Raw genomic sequence first — 14,474 nt, 5'->3', positions numbered from 1 at the left:
GATCCATGAGGAGGACACAGCAACGTGAACCGAGCAGTCATGTTGCGGTTCGCCGCATGCGCGATCATCGGACTCGGAGCCGCACTGCTGATCGCCGCGCTGCTGCTGTCGACGTACACCAGCGGCAGGATCACCAAAATTCCGTTGAACATCGATGCCACCCTGATCAGCGACGGCACCGCGATGCAAGCCCTCGACGCGGCGTCGCTGTCCACCGACCACCTCGTCGTCAACCAGAACGTGCCGCTGGTGTCCCAACGGCAGCTGAGCGTCGAATCCCCCGCCAACGCCGACGTCGTCACGCTGCAGGCCGGCACCTCGGTCCGGCGCACCGACAAACAGAAGGACAGCGGGCTGCTGCTCGCGATCGTCGACACCGTCACCCTCAACCGCAAGACGGCGATGGCCGTCTCCGACGACACCCACCCCGGCGGCTCGCTGCAGAAGCCGCGTGCCGTCAACGACGAGAACCCGCCCACGGCCCAGCCGCTGCGCCACGACGGGCTGTCCTACCGGTTCCCCTTCCACACCGAGAAGAAGACCTACCCCTACTTCGACCCGATCGCGCAGAAGCCGTTTGACGTCAACTACGACACCGAGGAAGACGTCAACGGGCTGACCACCTTCAAGTTCACCCAGAACATCGGGTACAACGCCGACGGAAAGCTGGTGGCACCCGTCACGTACCCGTCGCTGCTGGCCGGCCAGGAGGACGCCAAGCAGACCACGTCGGCGTCGATGTGGGGGGTGCAGGGCGGTGACCCGAACGAGCAGATCACCATGACCCGCTACTACGCCGCGCAGCGGACCTTCTGGGTGGACCCGGTCTCCGGCACCATCGTCAAGCAGACCGAGCACGCCAACCACTACTTCGCCCGCGATCCGCTCAAGCCCGAGATGACGCTGGTCGAGTACAAGGTGAAGTCCAACGAGGACACCGTCGAAGGGCAGGTCAACACCGCCCGCGACGAGCGCGACCGGCTGGCGCTGTGGTCGCGGGTGCTGCCGATCACGTTCACCGCGGTCGGCCTGATCGCGCTGATCGGCGGCGCGGTGCTCGCGTCGTTCAGCCTGCGGACCGAAAGCGCGCTGACCGACCCCGGCCTGGACCGATCCGACCAGGAATTCTTCGGCCGCGCCGGGCTCGAGGAACCGGTTCCCGGCGCCGAAGCCGAGACCGAGAAGCTGCCGACGCAGCGCCCCGCGCAGCGCGAGGATCCCGGCCCGCCCGCGCCCGACGCGCCCACCCTGGGCCATGGGGAGCCGGCCGAGCCGGTGGAGCCGGTGGAGCGGCCCGAGCCCGGGCCGCCCGAGGCGGGGACGCCCGAGGCGGGGCCGCCGGCGCCGCCGGGCCCGCCCGAACGGCCCTAGCCCCCCGGATGCGCTGGACCCGGCCGGGGTACGCGCTGTTGCTGGCGCTCCTGGTGGTCGGGCCGCTGCTGGCGCCCGGGTACCTGTTGGTGCGCGACGCGGTGTCGACGCCGCGGTCGTATCTGTCCGATACCGCGCTGGGGCTGACGGCGGCGCCGCGGGCGACGCCCCAGGATTTCGCGGTGGCGCTCGCCTCCCATGTGCTCGACGGCGGCGTGGTGGTCAAGGCGCTGCTCGGGGCGGGGCTGTGGCTGGCCGGATGGGGCGCGGCGCGGCTGGTCGCCGCGGCCCTGCCCGACGCGGGGCCGCCCGGCGAGTTCGTGGCCTGCACGCTGGCGATCTGGAATCCCTATGTGGCCGAACGGCTTCTGCAGGGCCACTGGAGCCTGCTGGTCGGCTACGGTGGCCTGCCCTGGGTCGGGGCCGCGATGCTGCGCCTGCGCGGGGGTGCCGGCTCGTTCTTCGGGTTGGCGTTCTGGATCGCGCTGGCCGGGCTGACCCCGACCGGGCTGCTGCTCGCCGCGACGGTGGCGCTGGTGTGCGTGGCCGCTCCCGGCGCGGGGCGCTCCCGCCTGCGGTGCGCGGCGGCGACGCTGGGTACCGCGGTGGTGGCCGCGGCGCCCTGGCTGGCCGCCTCGCTGCTGGGCTCGTCGTTGCGCGCGCATGCGGCCGGCGCCGCGCTCGGGGTGACCGCGTTCGCGCCGCGCGCCGAGCCCGGCCTGGGCGCGCTCGCCAGCCTGGCCAGCCTCGGCGGCATCTGGAACGGCGAGGCCGTACCCGGTTCGCGGACAACGCTTTTCGCCGTGTCGTCGGCCGTGGTGCTGCTGGGGGTGGTGGCGGCCGGGGTGCCGGTGCTCGTGCGTCGTCGCGCCGCGGTGCCGCTGCTGGTGCTGGCGGCGGTCTCGGTGCTGGCGCCGGCCCTGTTGGCGACCGGGCCGGGCCTGCACGCGCTGCGCGCGGTGGTCGAGGCGGCGCCCGGCTTCGGGGTGCTGCGCGACGGGCAGAAGTGGGTGGCGCTGGCGGTGCCGGGATACACGCTGGCGGGCGCCGGTGCGGTGGTGACGCTGCGGCGGTGGCTGCGAGCCGCGGCCGTGGCGGCGGTCTGCTGCCTCGCGCTGATCCTGGCGCTGCCAGACCTCGCGTGGGGGGTGTGGGGCAAGGTCACGCCGGTGCGCTACCCGCCCGGGTGGGCGGCGGTGGCGTCGGCGATCAACGGCGACCCGCGGCCGGTCGCGGTGTTGCCCGCCGGCACCATGCGGCGGTTCGGTTGGGCGGGCACGGCTCCGGTGCTGGACCCGCTGCCGCGCTGGGTGCGCGCCGACGTGCTGACCACCGGCGACCTGGCCATCTCGGGGGTCTGCGTGCCCGGGGAGGGCGATCGCGCCCGCGCCGTGCAGGGGCTGCTGCTGGCGGGGGCCGACCCCGCCGCGCTGGCGCGGGCGGGCGTGGGCTGGCTGGTCGTCGAGTCCGGCAGCGCCGGGGACATGGGCGCGGCCGCGCGCACCCTGGCCGCCCTGACGCCGGTGCACCGCGACGGCGGGTTGACCCTCTACCGGATCGGCGGCCAGAGCGCGGGGGTCTCCGGCACGCGGCGCGCCGCGACGCTGATCGCCCACCTGGCGTGGCTGGCGATGCTGGTCGTGGGGGCTTTCGGTGCTCTGGTGGCTACACGACGCCGCTGACGAACTCGCCGGCCCGGACCGCCTGCAGGACGGTGCGCATCGCGTCGGCGCTTTGCGTCCAGGAGAACTCGCCGCTGCGCGTCTGCGCCTTGGCGCCGAGCTGATCGCGCAGCACCGGGTCGGCGAGCAGCTCTTCGAGGCGGTCCTCCAGTTCCGCGCGGCTGTCCACCAGGATCCCGGTCACCCCGTCGACGATGGAGTCGGACAGGCCACCCGAGGAGCGGTAGCCGATGGTCGGCACCCGGTGCTGGGCCGCCTCGACGACGGCCAGGCCCCAGCCCTCCTTGCGTGACGGCAGCACGTGCACCCACGAGCCTTGCAGCACATGGTGTTTGGTGAGGTGGTCGACGTGGCCGTGGAAGGTCACCGCGTCGGACATGCCGAGCCGTCGCGCATGGTCGACGAGCCGCCGGCGCCACCAGCCGTCGCCGACGATGTCGAGGTGCAGGGCGGCCAATTCGGGGTTTCGTTGCCGCAGGGCGGCGACGGCTTCCAGCGCATCCTCGATCTGCTTGTGCGGCACCAGCCGCGACAGCACCACCACCCGCGCCGCGTCCGAGCGCGGGCCGGACAACGACTTGGGCGGCGCCTCGTCGAGGCCGTTGCGCACCACCGCGATCTGGTGCTGGGCCACCCCGAGCGCGACGAGATCGCGCGCCGACGGCAGCGACACCGTCACGTACTGGTTGCGCCGGTTGAGCCGCGGCGACAGCCGCGACTCGACGAACCAGCCGATGCGGCCGAGCACCGGCCCCGCCACCGGCCACTGCTCGCGGTGGCAGTGGTGCACCAGCACCGCCACCCGCCGGCCGTACACCAGCCGGGCCAGAAACGGCAGGCCGTTCTGGGTGTCGACGACGACGTCGGGCCGCACCTTGCGCAGCGGGCCCAGACCGATGCGCGCCGCGGCCATGGCCAGCAGCGCCCACACATATACCGAATACCGGCCGCCGGCGCGGTGGATGCGCACGCCGTCGACGACTTCGCGGCGCGGCGCACCCGGATAGCGCGCGGTGCGCAGCGTGACGGCGATCCCGGAGGCGGCCAGCTGCCCGCCGACTCGCTGCAAGTATGTTTCGCTGCCGCCGCCCTGCGGGTGCCCGGTGTCGCGCCAGCACAGCAGCAGGACCGAACGGAGAGCGGACATCACTCGCCAGCCTAGTGGGAATCGACGGGGGGCCGGCTACTGCGCTTTCCCTCGGCCGCGGGCACGTCGGCGAATCCACCGGATCAGTTCGATGCTTCCGGCCAGCGCCAGCGCCGCGCCGAACGACACCGCGAACGCCGCGATCGTGTTCTCGGCGAACGCGTTGCCGCCGATGTAGCCGATGAACGTGTTGAGCGTGGCCCACAGGACGGCGCCGACCGCGTCGAACACCACGAACTGGCGATAGGGGAAGTCCAGCACGCCGCAGGCGATCGTCGTGGCGGTGCGACCGCCCGGCAGGAACCGCGCCACGATCACCAGCGGGCCACCATGCCGGTCCAATTCCCGGTGCGCCCACGCGAGGCCGCGCTTGCCCTTCTCTCCGCGGGTGATCCAGCGGCGGGCCCAGTCATCGGCCGAGTGACCGATCCAGTAAGCGAGGTTGTCGCCGACGAACGCCCCGATCGCCGCCATCGCGATCACCCATCCCAGCAGCATTGAGCCGTTTGCTGCGAGGATGCCGCCGGTGAGAAGCGCCGTCTCGCTCGGCAAGACCGGCAGCAGGGCGTCGAACGTGCAGGAGAGCAGGATCAGCGGATAGGCCCACCAGGAGTGGCCGAGCGCGTCGAGCAGTGAGTCGAACACCAGAGCCCAACACTACCTAGCGACCCGCGCTCAGGAGGTCAGCCCCATCCTGATGAATGGCTCGGCCTCGCCGCGGTCGACGGCTTCGTCGTGTTTGGCGGCCGCGCGGTCGAGCAGGTCGATGAGGGCCGGCTCGTCGCGGACCAGTCGGCGGTACTTCGGGCCCAGGGCGAGTATCTGATCGCGCTCGCCCAGCAGCATGTGGAAGATGCGTTCGCGTTCGGCGGGGTCGTGGGTGTATTCGGAGTCGAGGTAGGCCGTCGCGTGGCGCCGGGCGTTGGCGATCGCCATGCGGGCTTTGCCCAGGGGGCTGAGCAGCGAGGCGAGCACGGTCACGACGAGAACACCGACGATTACCACCAGCGACACGTAGGTGCTGATCTCGACGAGCGATACCGGTTCGCCGTCGTTGATGAACGGGACGTTGTTCTCGTGCATGGCATGCAGGATCAGCTTCACGCCGATGAAGCCGAGGATCGCCGCGAGCCCGTACGAGAGGAAGACGAGCCGGTCCAGCAGCCCCTCGATCAGGAAGTAGAGCTGGCGCAGGCCCAGCAGCGAGAACGCGGTCGCGGTGAACACGATGTAGACGCTCTGGGTGAGGCCGAAGATCGCCGGGATCGAGTCGAGCGCGAAAAACATGTCGGTACCGCCGATCGCGACCATGACCAACAGCATCGGCGTCATCGCGCGCCGGCCATCGACCGTCGTGAACAACTTGTCGCCGTCGTAGTGCTCGGTGGTGTGCAGGAACTTCTTGGCCACCCCGATGACGAAGTTGTCGGCCCTGCGGGACTTCTCGTCGCCGTCGGGCTTGAGGATGCCGCCGGCGGCCACCAACAGGATCAGCCCGAACACGTAGAAGACGCACGCGAAGGCGTTGATCAGCGCGGCACCGAGAAAGATGAAGCCGGTACGGGCGATCAGGGCGAAGACGATCCCGAACAACAACACCTTCTGCTGATCCTCACGCGGGACCCGGAAGCTGCCCATGATCACCAGGAAGACGAACAGATTGTCGACCGACAACGCCTTTTCCGTGACGTAACCGGCGAAGTACTCCGGGCCCGCCTCGTTGCCGCCGAACAGCAGCATGCCGACGCCGAACAGCACCGCGATGCCGACGTAGGCGCCCGACCAGACCGTCGCCTCCCGCAGCGTCGGGACGTGGGCCCGACGGACATGGAAGAAGAAGTCGAAGGCCAGCAGCCCGGCGACGCCGAAGACGGTGAGGGCCCACACCCAGCCGGGGACGTTCATTCGCTGTCTGAGCCACCTTCGTCGGAGCCGTCTTCTGTCTTGGACGGTTCCGTACCCTCTTTGCCGCAACAGTATGTGTGCTCGCGGCCGTAGGGTTGGCCGGTGGCCGTGACCGACTTGTTTGCGCGGCGCGCGACGTTGCGCCGCTCGGTGCGGCTGCTGTCGGAGTTTCGCTACGAACAGTCCGATCCGGCCCGCTTCTACGGCGCGCTGGCCGCCGACACCGCGGCGATGGTGGGCGATCTGTGGCTGGGCGCCCACGGCGAACCTCCGGTCGGCCGCACGTTGCTCGACGTCGGCGGCGGACCGGGGTACTTCGCTCCGGCGTTCCAGGATCTCGGGGTCCGCTACCTCGGGGTCGAACCGGATCCGGGCGAAATGCATTCGGGCACAACGGCTGTCGCTTGTGACCGGGGCACCTTTGTGCGGGCGTCGGGCATGGCGCTGCCGTTCGCCGACGACTCGGTGGACATCTGCCTGTCGTCCAACGCGGCCGAGCACGTCCCGCGGCCCTGGCAACTCGGTGCCGAGATGCTGCGGGTGACCCGCCCCGGCGGGCTCGTCGTGCTCTCCTACACCGTGTGGCTGGGCCCGTTCGGCGGCCACGAGATGGGCCTGACGCACTACCTCGGCGGCGCCCGGGCCGCCGAGCGCTACGCCCGCAAGCACGGCCACCGGGCCAAAAACGACTACGGGTCGTCGTTGTTCGCGGTATCTGCCGCCGACGGCCTGAGCTGGGCGGTGAGCACGGGCGCGGCGGAGGCCGCATTTCCCCGCTACCACCCACGATGGGCGTGGTGGCTGACGTCGGTGCCGGGGCTCCGCGAGTTCACGGTGAGCAATCTCGTGTTGGTGCTGTCGCCCCGAGAATGAAACATGTTCTCGTTTTGCCCCGGCTTGGGTAGGGTGGCGCCATGACCGACGTTAAGACCGAATACGACAAGCTTTTCATCGGTGGCAAGTGGACGGAACCGTCGACGGACGAAGTCATCGAAGTGCACTGCCCGGCCACCGGCGAGTACGTCGGCAAGGTGCCCATGGCGGCGGCAGCCGACGTGGACGCCGCGGTCGCCGCGGCGCGCGCCGCGTTCGACAGCGGCCCGTGGCCCACCACCGCGCCGAAGGAGCGCGCGGCCGTCATCGCCAAGGCCGCCCAGCTGCTCGAGGAGCGCAAGGAGCTGTTCGCCAAGCTGCTCGCCGACGAGACCGGCCAGCCGCCGATGACCATCGAGACCATGCACTGGATGGGCTCGATGGGGGCGATGAGCTTCTTCGCCGGGCCCGCCGTCGAGCAGGTCAAGTGGCGCGAGATCCGCAACGGCTCCTACGGGCAGACCATCGTGCACCGCGAGCCGATCGGCGTGGTGGGCGCGATCATCGCCTGGAACGTGCCGCTGTTCTTGGCGGTCAACAAGCTCGGCCCCGCGCTGCTGGCCGGTTGCACGGTGGTGCTCAAGCCGGCAGCCGAAACCCCTTTGACGGCAAACGCTTTGGCGGAGGTGTTCGCCGACGCGGGCCTGCCCGAGGGGGTGCTGTCGGTGGTGCCCGGCGGGATCGAGACCGGGCAGGCGCTGACCTCCAACCCCGACGTCGACCTGTTCACCTTCACCGGCAGCTCGGGCGTCGGCAAGGAGATCGGCCGGCGGGCCGCGGAGATGCTCAAGCCGTGCACCCTGGAGCTGGGCGGGAAGTCGGCGGCCATCGTCCTCGAGGACGTCGACCTGGCCGCCGCGGTCCCGATGATGGTGTTCGCCGGGATCATGAACACCGGGCAGGCGTGTGTGGGCCAGACCCGCATTTTGGCGCCGCGCTCACGCTACGACGAAATCGTCGATGCGGTAGGCGCTTTCGTGCAGGCGCTGCCCGTCGGTCCGCCGTCGGACGCGGGCGCGCAGATCGGGTCGCTGATCAGCGAGAAGCAGCGCGCCCGGGTCGAGGGCTATATCGCCAAGGGCGTCGAGGAGGGCGCGCGGTTGGTGTGCGGCGGTTCGCGCCCCGAGGGGCGCGAGGACCTGGCCAACGGATTCTTCGTGCAGCCCACGGTTTTCGCCGACGTCGACAACAAGATGACCATCGCCCAGGAGGAGATCTTCGGGCCGGTGCTGTCCATCATTCCCTACGACACCGAGGAGGACGCGATCAAGATCGCCAACGACTCGGTGTACGGGCTGGCCGGCAGCGTGTGGACGTCCGACGTGGCGAAGGGCATCGAGATCTCGGAGAAGATCCGCACCGGGACCTACGCGATCAACTGGTACGCCTTCGACCCGTGCTGCCCGTTCGGCGGCTACAAGAACTCCGGCATCGGCCGCGAGAACGGGCCCGAGGGCGTGGAGCACTTCACCCAGCACAAGAGCGTGCTGATGCCGATGGGCTACACGATCGACTAGCCGGCGGCTTTTTACGCCGGCGAACAGCGCCGTCGCTTCTGGACGCGGAGGCTCGCTCGCGGGTGGCGCGCCGACACATCGCGCCGCCTCGTCGTCGACCACTTCTCCACGTTCGTAGCTCCATCGGGACAGTGCGTCGCAGGATTAGTGATTATGCAATACAGCATAGAAACCGGATCGTTACGACCGCGCTGACCAGGACCCCTTCCCCCGCCCGTATGCCGTTTGCGGTGCTGCACGGGTTACTTAGGGAATAAAAGTTGCTTACTGGACTTCTGTCTTATATGCTTCTCAGCATAATCATGGGCCTAACACAGGCCGGGAGAGAATAATGTGGATCATCGAGCTCAACGTCGCCGGTTACCAGTTCACTCGGCAGATGCGGGACTTCAAACGCCGGCCGTTCCGGCTCAGCCGTAATATGCACTGGCCAATGGCGCGGCACTCGCAAGTTGCATGACGCCGGCCACGGGAGGTACGACAGTGCCGACTGGCACCGCCAAGGCTGACACCGCGCGCACCAGGCGCGGCGACACCCGCACGAAGATGTTGGTCAGCGCCGCCGAGGTGATGCGTGAGCGCGGTGCGGCCGGGGTGACCATCGACGAGGTGCTGGCCCGCAGCGGCGCGCCGCGCGGCTCGGTGTACTACCACTTTCCCGACGGGCGCAATCAGCTTCTCGCCGAGGCGCTGCGGTATTCGGGCGACTCGATCACCACGATGATCGACGACGCCGCCGGCTGGGGCGCCAGGGCGCTGCTGCGTGAGTTCGTCGAGTTCTGGGTGCGCGTGCTGACCGAGGGCGGCTTCGCCGCCGGATGCGCGGTGGTCGCCGCGGCGATCGGCTCCGACGACGCCGACCCCAAGCTGTCCGCCGAGGCCGGTGGCATCCTGAGCCGCTGGTGTACCGCGCTGACCCGGGCGTTCTCCAACGACGGCTTCGACGACGCCGACGCCGCCTCGCTGGCGGTGATGGCGATAGCCGCGCTGGAGGGCGCCGTGGTGCTGTCGCGCTCGACCCGCAGCGCCGACCCGTTGCGCCAGGTTGGTGAGCAGCTTGAATTCCTGATCAAGGCAAAGGAATTCGTCATCCGCAACGGAATCCCCGGCTAGCGGTCCGCGCTTTCGCGCATTTGCTGCGCCGTCGCGAACATCGCGATACGATTTTGCTCCTTATCGATGATCGCCCGGTCCCAGCGAGCGAGCCGTATTTCGCTGGAGGTGCCGAGATGTCTTTCGTCATCGTGCAATCCGACCTGGTGGCGGCTGCGGCCGCGGATGTGGCCGGGATCGGTTCGGCGCTTACCCAGGCGAACTCGGCGGCGGCGGCCCAGACCACGCAGGTGCTGGCCGCGGCCGGCGACGAGGTGTCGGCGGCGGTGGCAGCGCTCTTCGCCGCTCACGGCCAGGGGTATCAGGCACTGAGTGCCCAGGTGGCTGCCTTTCACCACCAATTCGTCCAGGCCCTCAACGCCGGCTCAGGCGCCTACGCCGGCGCCGAGGCGGCCAACGCCGCGGCGGCGGCCAACCCCTGGCAGGCCCTGCAGCAACAAGTGCTCAACGCGATCAACACGCCCACCGAACTGCTGTTGGGCCGCCCGCTGATCGGCAACGGCACCGACGGGCTGCCCCGCACCGGGCAGAACGGCGGCGCCGGCGGACTGTTGTGGGGCAACGGCGGTAACGGCGGCTCCGGTACGCCCGCAAATGGATTTGGTCCCGGAGGGCCCGGCGGTAGCGGCGGGGCCGCCGGGCTGTTCGGCAATGGCGGCGCGGGAGGCACCGGAGGGCCCGCCGTCGGCTTCCAGTCCGCCGGCCCGGGCGGCGCCGGAGGCACCGGCGGAATGCTGTTCGGCAACGGTGGCCCCGGCGGCGCGGGCGGGTTCGCCCTCACCCCGACCACGGGAGGCACCGGCGGCAGGGGCGGCGACGCCGTCGGGCTGTTCGGCAGCGGCGGCGCCGGCGGCGACGGCGGTTCCGGTCAGCTCGGCGATCTGCAGAACAGCATCGCCGGCGCAGGCGGTCAGGGCGGCCACGGCGGCCTGTTGCATGGCGACGGCGGTCACGGCGGCAACGCCGGATTTGCCACCCGCGGCAACTTGGGTGGCAATGGCGGTGCCGGCGGGATGTTCGGCGGCAACGGCGGCGACGGCGGCAACGGCTCGGGCGGCAAGGTCGGCGGCAGTGGCGGGGCCGCGGGCTTCATCGGCGACGGCGGCGCCGGCGGCACCGGCGGCGCCGCTGACAATTCGGTCGTCAACGAAGCCGGTGGGTCCGGCGGCGCCGGGGGCACCGGCGGCACGCTGTTCGGCAGCGGCGGTCACGGCGGCGCGGGCGGCCAATCCGCCTACAGCGCGGGCGGCGCGGGCGGCGCGGGCGGCAATGCCGTCGGGCTGTACGGCGACGGCGGGGTCGGCGGGCAGGGCGGCCAGGGATTCGGCAACGGCGGTCGCGGGGGCAACGGCGGCAACGCCGGCCTCACCGGCGGCGGCGGGAGGGGCGGCGACGCCGGATTCGGCAGCAACCCCTTCGGCGGGTCGGTGGGCGGCAACGGCGGCAACGCCCAGCTGATCGGCAACGGCGGGGCCGGCGGCACCGGCTTCGGCCCCAGCTCGAGCCAGTTCGGCGGGATCGGCGGCACCGGCGGGATCTTGCTCGGCGTGCCCGGCGCCGACGGAGGGCAGGGGTTCTAACTCGCGCTAATGCGCTGATCTAGTGGAGGTGTACATGTCTTTCCTGATCACACAACCCGACCTGGTTTCGCTGGCGGCGACGGAACTGGCTGGTATCGGTTCGACGCTCAGCCATGCGAACGCGGCCGCCGCCGCCCAGACCACCGGGGTGCTCGCCGCGGGCGCCGACGAGGTGTCGGCGGCGGTGTCCGCGCTCTTCGGTGCGCACGCGCAGGGCTACCAGGCCGTCAGCGCCCAGGCCGCCGCGTTTCATCGGCAATTCGTCCGGGTGCTGAGCGCGGGCGCCGACGCCTATGCCGGCGCCGAGGCGGCGAATGCCGCCGCCACGGCCAACCCCTGGCAGGCCCTGCAGCAAGACGTCCTCAACGCGATCAACGCGCCCACCGAGTTGCTGTTGCAACGCCCGCTGATCGGCAACGGCACCAACGGGATCGCGGCACCGGCCAGAACGGCGGGGCCGGCGGGTTGCTCTGGGGCAACGGCGGCAACGGCGGATCCGGCGCGCCAAACCAAACCGGCGGCACCGGCGGGGCCGCCGGCCTGTTCGGCAACGGCGGCGCGGGCGGGGCGGGCGGCTTGAGCGTCGCCAACTCGGTAGCGGCCGGCAAGGGCGGCGCCGGTGGCGCCGGCGGCCTGCTGTGGGGCAACGGCGGACCGGGGGGCGCGGGAGGCGTCTACAACGGGGCCACCGTCGGTGGGGGCGGCGCCGGCGGCGCGGGCGGCGACGCGGTCGGGCTGTTCGGCAACGGCGGCGCCGGTGGCGCCGGCGGCATCGCCCCGGGCGGCCTGGTCGGCGGCGCCGGTTCCGGGGGTCACGGCGGTCACGGCGGTTTGCTGCACGGAGACGGCGGCGCCGGTGGCGCCGCGGGTACCCAAGGCTCCTTTCCCGGCGTGGGCGGTGACGGCGGCGACGGCGGGCTGCTCAGCGGCGACGGCGGCGACGGCGGTGCCGGCTTCGGCTCGAAGGCCGGCCACGGCGGGAACGCCGGCCTCATCGGCAACGGCGGCGCCGGCGGTTTCGGCCAGGCCGGCGGGCTCGGCGGCGACGGCGGCCTCGGTGGCACGTTGGCCGGCGACGGCGGGCGCGGCGGCAACGGCGGGCAATCCACCTTCGGCAATGGCGGCCGCGGGGGTGCCGGCGGCAACGCCGTCGGGCTGTTCGGCAACGGCGGGGCAGGCGGCACCGGAGGCGAGAGCGCCTTGGCCGCCGGCAACGGCGGCCAAGGCGGGCACGGCGGCAACGGCGCCATCTTCGGCAACGGCGGCAGCGGCGGCGACGGCGGGCCCAGCCCGAACAAGGGCAACGGCGGCGACGGCGGCAACGCCCAATTCGTCGGCAACGGCGGCACGGGCGGCAGCAGCGTCGGCGTCGGCGCCGTGATCGGGCTGGGCGGCAACGGCGGGTTGCTGCTCGGGGTCCCCGGAGCCAACGGGGACGCCGGACCCTAGGCGGGCCCGGTGCCGGTCAGTCGCTGGCCGGAAGCGGCTTGACCTCTTTGAGCTGCAGCGCGGTCTGTCCGACGCTCAGGCTGCCCGCTCCCGGCTTGGTCACCAGCACCTCGGCGCCGGTCTCGTCGACGTAGCGCTTGCCCATCACGGTGCCCCCGGCGAACGCCGGGTCCAACTCGCCGGACCGCTCGCCGCCGATCGGCACCATCGGCGCGCCGCCGCAGCGCAGGTCGTCGAGGCTGTCCGCGCTCCTGACCACGATGACCTGGGTGTCACACACCTGGCTGGCGAGGCGGGTTCCGTTCTTGATCATGCACTCATCCTTTAGCGTCCTGCTAGCTCATCGATGATCTCCCGGCGAAGGACCTTGCCGGTGGGGGTCGTGGGCAGCTCGTCGCGGAACACTACCCGGTCGGGGGTACGCGAGCCGCGCAAGCTTTTCCGGACATGCTCGCGGAGTTCGTCCGCATCGGGATCGACGCCGTCGGCCGGCACCACCACCGCGACGATGGCCTGGCCCCATTGCGGATCCTCGACGCCGACCACGGCGACGTCGCGCACTCCGGCGTGCTCGATGAGCACCTCCTCCAGCTCGGCGGGCGCGATGTTCTCACCGCCGCGGATGATGGTGTCGTCGCTGCGCCCGCCGATGAACAGGTAGCCCTCGTCGTCCAGCATCGCGATGTCTTTGGTTGGGAACCAACCGTTTTCGTCCAGCACCGAGCCGATTCCGGTGTAGCGGCCGGAGACCTGCTCGCCGCGCACGAACAGCTCACCCGTCTCCCCCGGGCCGAGCACCCTGCCGTCGTCGTCGCGGATCTCCAGCTCGATGCCCGGCACCGGCCGTCCGACCGACCCCAACCGCTTGACGACGTGAGCGGCGGCCCCCGCCTGCGCCTCCCGGTGGTCGTCGGGCGTGAGCACCGCGATGGTCGAGCTCGTCTCGGTCAGCCCGTAGGCGTTGACGAACCCCACCTGCGGCAGCAGCTCGAGCGCCCGGCGGACCAGCGGCAGACCCACCCTCGAGCCGCCATAGGCCAGGTTGCGCAGCGACGGCAACTCGTGACCGCCGGTCTCGAGCGCGGTGACGATGCGGTCCAGCATCGTGGGCACGACGGTCGCGGTCGTCACCCGCTCGGCGTTGACCAGCCGCACCCATTCCCCGGCGTCGAAGTTCGACAGGTACACCATCTTTCGGCCCGCGTACAGGTTCGACAGCGCGGCGCCGACCCCGGCGATGTGATAGGGCGGCACGCAGATCAGCGCGGCGTCGCTCTCGGCCGCCGACTCGAACTCCACCGTCCCGGTCACGTAGCTGGTCAGGTTGTTGTGCGAGAGCTCGACGGCCTTGGGCTGCGACGTGGTGCCCGACGTGAACAGCACGACGGCCACGGACTCCGGGTCGGGAAATTCGCTCGCGGGCTCGGCGTCACGAGCGGCCGCCAAGAACTCGTCGGACGACATGACCCGGTCGGTCACACCCCCGAGCATGTCGCGGTAACGGCCGTCGACGATCACCAGCGGTTCGGGCAGCCGCTCGATCAACGCCTGCAGGGCGTCGGCGGACAGCCGGTAGTTGAGCGGCGTGAACGGCAGACCGGCCCGCGCCGCGGCGAAGATCAGCGTCGGCAGCATCGCGCCGCCGGTGCCGACGTAGGCGACGTGCTTGGCGCCCGATGCCGCGATGACGCCGGCGCCGCCGTCGGCCAGGTCGCTGAGCTGCTGGGTGGTCAACCGCAACGCTCCGTCGACGACGGCCGTGCGATCGGGGTTGCTCGACGCCGCCATCTCGAGCAGCAGTGAAATGCTCATCCCTGATCTTCCTGAAACCCGGCCC

The 14,474-nt window shown here is 71.3% G+C and carries 11 protein-coding genes and 1 pseudogene; 7 read left to right on the top strand and 5 right to left on the bottom strand.

All coding sequences use genetic code 11. The features are described from left to right. Positions 1 to 24: 24 nt before the first annotated feature. A complete protein-coding gene (pgfA, locus tag AC5Y43_RS16220) occupies positions 25 to 1,371 on the top strand; it encodes a cell envelope lipid trafficking protein PgfA (RefSeq protein WP_499974086.1) in 1,347 nt (448 codons plus the stop codon). An 8-nt stretch (positions 1,372 to 1,379) separates the two neighbouring features. Beyond that, complete coding sequence (locus AC5Y43_RS16215) at positions 1,380 to 3,053, top strand: MmpA family trehalose lipid delivery protein (RefSeq protein WP_499974083.1); 1,674 nt, start codon at positions 1,380 to 1,382, stop codon at positions 3,051 to 3,053. Here the strand turns inward: AC5Y43_RS16215 and AC5Y43_RS16210 are convergent. Genes AC5Y43_RS16210 through AC5Y43_RS16200 form a run of 3 tightly spaced genes read right to left on the bottom strand, consistent with a single transcriptional unit; the run spans position 3,037 to position 6,105 of the window. Further along, positions 3,037 to 4,200 carry a glycosyltransferase family 4 protein gene (locus AC5Y43_RS16210; RefSeq protein ID WP_499974082.1) on the bottom strand — a complete coding sequence of 388 codons (1,164 nt, stop codon included), beginning with the start codon at positions 4,198 to 4,200 and terminating at the stop codon, positions 3,037 to 3,039. The two genes, AC5Y43_RS16215 and AC5Y43_RS16210, sit on opposite strands and share 17 nt — an antisense overlap. A 36-nt stretch (positions 4,201 to 4,236) precedes the next feature. Beyond that, on the bottom strand, positions 4,237 to 4,845 hold the full coding sequence (locus AC5Y43_RS16205) for a DedA family protein (RefSeq protein WP_499974080.1): 609 nt from the start codon (positions 4,843 to 4,845) through the stop codon (positions 4,237 to 4,239). Positions 4,846 to 4,875: 30 nt separating this feature from the next. Next, on the bottom strand, positions 4,876 to 6,105 hold the full coding sequence (locus AC5Y43_RS16200; RefSeq protein WP_499974078.1) for a TerC family protein: 1,230 nt from the start codon (positions 6,103 to 6,105) through the stop codon (positions 4,876 to 4,878). Positions 6,106 to 6,207: 102 nt separating this feature from the next. Between AC5Y43_RS16200 and AC5Y43_RS16195 the strand changes: the two genes are divergently transcribed. From AC5Y43_RS16195 to AC5Y43_RS16175, 5 genes and pseudogenes are all read left to right on the top strand, one after another. Next, entirely contained in the window at positions 6,208 to 6,978 is a 771-nt protein-coding gene (locus AC5Y43_RS16195; RefSeq protein WP_499974076.1) for a class I SAM-dependent methyltransferase, read from the top strand. A 41-nt stretch (positions 6,979 to 7,019) separates the two neighbouring features. After that, positions 7,020 to 8,495 (top strand): aldehyde dehydrogenase, encoded by a 1,476-nt coding sequence (locus tag AC5Y43_RS16190; RefSeq protein WP_499974075.1) that lies wholly within the window; start codon positions 7,020 to 7,022, stop codon positions 8,493 to 8,495. A 546-nt stretch (positions 8,496 to 9,041) separates the two neighbouring features. Beyond that, entirely contained in the window at positions 9,042 to 9,608 is a 567-nt protein-coding gene (locus AC5Y43_RS16185; RefSeq protein WP_499974537.1) for a TetR/AcrR family transcriptional regulator, read from the top strand. A gap of 116 nt (positions 9,609 to 9,724) precedes the next feature. Next, complete coding sequence (locus AC5Y43_RS16180; RefSeq protein ID WP_499974073.1) at positions 9,725 to 11,188, top strand: PE family protein; 1,464 nt, start codon at positions 9,725 to 9,727, stop codon at positions 11,186 to 11,188. A gap of 34 nt (positions 11,189 to 11,222) precedes the next feature. Continuing rightward, positions 11,223 to 12,771 (top strand): annotated as a pseudogene (locus AC5Y43_RS16175) (PE family protein). Here the strand turns inward: AC5Y43_RS16175 and AC5Y43_RS16170 are convergent. Together AC5Y43_RS16170 and AC5Y43_RS16165 are read right to left on the bottom strand one after the other, a co-directional pair. Next, positions 12,654 to 12,950 (bottom strand): hypothetical protein, encoded by a 297-nt coding sequence (locus AC5Y43_RS16170; protein WP_055404531.1) that lies wholly within the window; start codon positions 12,948 to 12,950, stop codon positions 12,654 to 12,656. The pseudogene AC5Y43_RS16175 and the gene AC5Y43_RS16170 overlap by 118 nt on opposite strands. Positions 12,951 to 12,961: 11 nt before the next feature. Then, positions 12,962 to 14,449: a class I adenylate-forming enzyme family protein gene (locus tag AC5Y43_RS16165; RefSeq protein WP_499974071.1), complete on the bottom strand. Its 1,488-nt coding sequence runs from the start codon at positions 14,447 to 14,449 to the stop codon at positions 12,962 to 12,964. Positions 14,450 to 14,474: the final 25 nt, after the last annotated feature.

The organism is Mycobacterium sp. NGS57, assembly GCF_059812405.1.
Note: the sequence above shows the minus strand (reverse complement) of the source record. Positions and strands in the feature narration are given on the sequence as shown.

Excerpts from the sequence above, each read along its gene's own strand:
- AC5Y43_RS16185 (WP_499974537.1), top strand. The coding sequence starts at position 9,042 with ATGTTGGTCAGCGCCGCCGAGGTGATGCGTGAGCGCGGTGCGGCCGGG.
- AC5Y43_RS16215 (WP_499974083.1), top strand. The coding sequence starts at position 1,380 with ATGCGCTGGACCCGGCCGGGGTACGCGCTGTTGCTGGCGCTCCTGGTG.
- AC5Y43_RS16165 (WP_499974071.1), bottom strand. The coding sequence starts at position 14,449 with ATGAGCATTTCACTGCTGCTCGAGATGGCGGCGTCGAGCAACCCCGAT.
- AC5Y43_RS16180 (WP_499974073.1), top strand. The coding sequence starts at position 9,725 with ATGTCTTTCGTCATCGTGCAATCCGACCTGGTGGCGGCTGCGGCCGCG.
- AC5Y43_RS16210 (WP_499974082.1), bottom strand. The coding sequence starts at position 4,200 with ATGTCCGCTCTCCGTTCGGTCCTGCTGCTGTGCTGGCGCGACACCGGG.
- AC5Y43_RS16200 (WP_499974078.1), bottom strand. The coding sequence starts at position 6,105 with ATGAACGTCCCCGGCTGGGTGTGGGCCCTCACCGTCTTCGGCGTCGCC.
- AC5Y43_RS16170 (WP_055404531.1), bottom strand. The coding sequence starts at position 12,950 with ATGATCAAGAACGGAACCCGCCTCGCCAGCCAGGTGTGTGACACCCAG.
- AC5Y43_RS16190 (WP_499974075.1), top strand. The coding sequence starts at position 7,020 with ATGACCGACGTTAAGACCGAATACGACAAGCTTTTCATCGGTGGCAAG.